4 protein-coding genes and 1 pseudogene are annotated in these 3,946 nt (G+C 39.1%); all 5 read right to left on the bottom strand.

Features of this window, described 5'->3' with window-relative positions; translation table 11 throughout:
* Positions 1-406: pseudogene (locus tag AB685_RS27750) on the bottom strand (porphobilinogen synthase); the annotation flags it as partial.
* Positions 403-1,197: a uroporphyrinogen-III synthase gene (locus AB685_RS27745; protein ID WP_047973832.1), complete on the bottom strand. Its 795-nt coding sequence runs from the start codon at positions 1,195-1,197 to the stop codon at positions 403-405. The pseudogene AB685_RS27750 and the gene AB685_RS27745, both read right to left, overlap by 4 nt.
* Positions 1,197-2,129, bottom strand: a complete 933-nt coding sequence (hemC, locus tag AB685_RS27740) for a hydroxymethylbilane synthase (protein WP_047973831.1) — start codon at positions 2,127-2,129, stop codon at positions 1,197-1,199. The genes AB685_RS27745 and hemC overlap by 1 nt, the downstream gene beginning before the upstream one ends.
* A 52-nt stretch (positions 2,130-2,181) precedes the next feature.
* Complete coding sequence (locus AB685_RS27735; protein WP_047973830.1) at positions 2,182-2,997, bottom strand: cytochrome c biogenesis protein; 816 nt, start codon at positions 2,995-2,997, stop codon at positions 2,182-2,184.
* A 21-nt stretch (positions 2,998-3,018) separates the two neighbouring features.
* The coding region (gene hemA / locus AB685_RS27730) for a glutamyl-tRNA reductase (protein WP_047973829.1) at positions 3,019-3,946 on the bottom strand (928 nt) is incomplete at its 5' end.

Raw genomic sequence — 3,946 nt, 5'->3', positions numbered from 1 at the left:
CTTCAATAAGACCGCAATGACCATGATCAGTAAATTGGCATAGACATGTATCAGCAATCACTGTAAGATCAGGATGCTTTTCTTTAATTTGACGAATCGCTTTTTGAACAATTCCGTGATCATGATAGGCAGAAGAGCCTACATCATCTTTATCTGCTGGAACTCCAAATACGATAATWGAAGGGATTCCGAGTGCCACCGCTTCTTCTACTTCAGTATCCACTAAATCAAGTGACCATTGGAACACATTAGGCATAGAAGGAATTTCATTCTTAACCCCTTCCCCCTCGATAACAAAGATCGGATAGATCAAATCATCTGTTTTAACAGATGTTTCGCGAATCATACGACGAATCGAAGCGGTTTGACGAAGGCGACGATGACGATTAAATTCTAACTGTTTCAATAGTTTTCATCCTCCTTAAAATATGTAGAGATAGCTTCTATAAGGCCTTCAATAGTGTATGTACTTGCTGTTATATCTACTTGTAAATGATACTCTTGTGCTGTTTTTTCTGCAATCGGTCCTATGCAAGCAATCCGTGCATAAGGAAACGGATCTTCTAGCTCAAGCCCCTCTAAAATCTGAGTATAGTGTTTAACGGCTGAAGAACTTGTAAAGGTGATCACATCAAGCGGCATGTGTTCATTTATCAGAGATTGAATGTGGTCTTTGGCCACATCAGGACATACCGTTTTATAGACGGTTAAATCATCTACTTCAATTCCATGAGCGCTCAATGCCTTTGGTAAATAAGTTCGTCCCAAATTACCACGAGGCAGTAAAACACGATCACCCTCATTAATATGCTCACGTAATACCAAGACTAAATCTTCTGCAACATAATGTTTTGGAAGCAGACTTGCCTGATAGCCATACTGATTAAGAACTGCTTCAGTCTTATGTCCGACTACGGCAATGTTGACCTTTTTAATAATAGAGCGAAGATGATCTTCTTTAAACGCTTCAAAAAAGAAACGCACACCATTTGCACTTGTAAAAACAAGCCATTGATAATGTTCAAGACTGTTTCGTACTTGTTCAATATGATGTGCTTCTTCTATAGCTTGAAAAGAGAGAAGCGGAATAACATGTGCAATTCCGCCCGCTTCTTCTATTCGATTAATAAGAGGTTGAGCTTGTTCGATTGCACGCGTTACAAGTACATGCTTACCAGCAAGTGCAGCCGTACTCATTACTGATCAAGCTCACGTTTCACTTTATCTAAAATTTCCTTAGCCCCTTTTTCAAGAAGACGATCTGAAATCTCCTCGCCTAATTTTACAGGGTCTTGACCAACTAATCTCTCTTTTAAGATCGTTTTACCATCAGGAGAGCCTACAAGTGCAGTTAAAGAAAGTTGGTCATCAGCTTGGATCGTTGCATAAGCTGCGATTGGCACCTGACAACCACCTTCCATCTTGTGTAAGAATGTACGCTCAGCGGTTACAGTACGGGATGTGTAATCATCATTTAATTTCTGAATTAATTCAAGCACTTCTTCATCATCGCTACGGCACTCAAGGCCTAGTGCACCTTGTCCTACAGCAGGAACACACATTTCTGGAGATAAGTACTCTGTCACTAACTCTTCTGAATAACCGAGCCGCTTCAATCCTGCAGCAGCTAAAATAATCGCAGAAAAATCTTCTTCTTTTAATTTACGTAAACGTGTCTCAACGWTACCACGAATCCATTTAACTTCAAGGTCAGGACGCTCAGCTAAAAGTTGAGCTGAACGACGTAAGCTACTTGTACCCACAATCGCTCCTGTCGGTAAATCTGCTAATTTTACGTTATCAACTGAAATAAAGGCATCACGAGGGTCTTCTCGCTCTGTAATCGCTCCTAATGTAAAACCATCAGGCATAACGGATGGAACGTCTTTCATACTGTGAACAGCTAGATCAATCTCTTTATTCTCAAGAGCTTGTTCAATCTCTTTTACAAACAACCCTTTCCCACCAACTTTAGAAAGCGTCACATCTAATATACGATCTCCCTTTGTGACGATCTTTTTCACTTCAAACTCATAAGGAACTTCTTTTTTCTTTAATTGAGCAATAACCCAATCAGTCTGTGTTAAAGCTAAATTACTACRGCGTGAACCAATTACAATCGTACGCATGTATAAACCTCCAGTTAATCAGTCRATGTCACTTTTCAAATCTAGTTTTACGTTAATACCATAGATGAAACTCTGAATACTGACCAGATAAGAAATAATTAATTAAAAGTAATAAGAAACAAGCAATATTTAATAGCGCCATATTATATCCTCGAACGTAGTGAACAGCTCGTTGGTATAGGTAGATAGCGTATACAAATAAAACGAATAACGAACTAATAACTTTCGCATCCATTAGCGGGATAAATCCAAATTGAGTATTGGCCCATACGAAACCAAGAATGAGACCAATTAAAAAGAATGGAAAAGCAAAAATAGTCATTCGATATGCCAATCGATCGAGTTTCGATAACGAACCAAAGCGCACAAGTCGTTTACCCCAAAGCTTCCGTTTAAGCATTTGATGTTGAATCACATACATAATCGAAAAAGCAAATGATAAAGTAAACGCAGCATATGACAATAATATAATGGTGATATGAATAATTAGTAATTCTGAAACTAAGAGGGTATACAGTGATTCAGGAATACCACTATCCCTCACAAATAGACTAAACGCCATCATACTAAAGCCTACAAGATTTGTAAAAAACACGAGAAAATCAACCCTGAAAAACCAGTTGATTAAAAGAGATAGCGTAACCACTACCCATGCATAAAAAAAGAGCCCTTCAAACGGGGTAATTAACGGCAATCGATTTAACTCAAATGCTCGGTACACGAAATACACCGTTTGTAAGACCCATACTATAGAAAGCAACCAGAAAGCCAATCGATTGACTTTCCGGTTTTGCTGTAAGAAATCAATAAAATAGCCAAATACACTTAAACTATAAAGGACAATCGTTAATGGATAAATCCAATTCATCCGCTAATCTCACTCCTTTCCTTAGGAGCGAACGACTGCATCTTGCTTATTAGAGAGTGCACTGTATTCTTTCTTTTGTGCTTCCCATTGTTGCTCTGCCTCACGAACACGCACCTCACGCTCTTGTGTTTCAAGTTCTTCTTCTAATGCGAAGATCTTTGTAAACAATTCAAGCGCTTCATCTGAACTAGATTCTCCAGCCAGTTCTTTTACTCGAGTTACTGGATCACGTAAAAGTTGGTTGACGATACTCTTTGTATGCTTGCGAAGAACTTTMTTCTCACGTTCTGAGAGGTTTGGCAATTTACGTTCAATACTCTCCATCGTTTCGGCTTGTACTGCTAAAGCTTTTGTTCGAAGAGCGGTAATAATCGGAACCACACCTAAAGTGTTTAGCCAAGATTTAAACTCATCGATTTCAAGCTCAATCATCAACTCGATTTTTTCAGCTTCGCGCTTACGCTCTGCTAAATTAGCTTCAACAATATTTTGTAGGTCATCAATATCATACAGATACACATCATCTAACTCAGCAAGCGCCGGGTCCAAATCACGTGGCACTGCAATATCAACCATAAATAAAGGACGTCCTTTACGCTTCTTTAAAGTCTTAGACATCATCTCTTTAGACACAACAAAATCACGGGCTCCCGTCGAACTGATTAAAACATCAGCATCTACTAAAGCGTCTTGGAGTTGTTCAAACGGTCTCGCTTGTCCGAGGAAACGAGCTGCAAGTTCTGCTGCACGAGCTTCCGTTCGGTTAATGACGGTAATCTTCTTAGCACCATTAGCATGCAAATGCTTGGCAGTTAATTCACTCATCTTGCCTGCACCTAAAATTAATACATGCTTACCGTCAAATTCACCAAATATATTCTTACCTAATTCAACTGCAGCATAACTAACAGATACAGCATGCTGGCCAATTTCAGTACCTGAATGAGCT

The organism is Bacillus sp. LL01 (genome assembly GCF_001037965.1).
The sequence above is the reverse complement of the archived record's forward strand: the minus strand, read 5'-3'. Positions and strand labels throughout refer to the sequence as shown.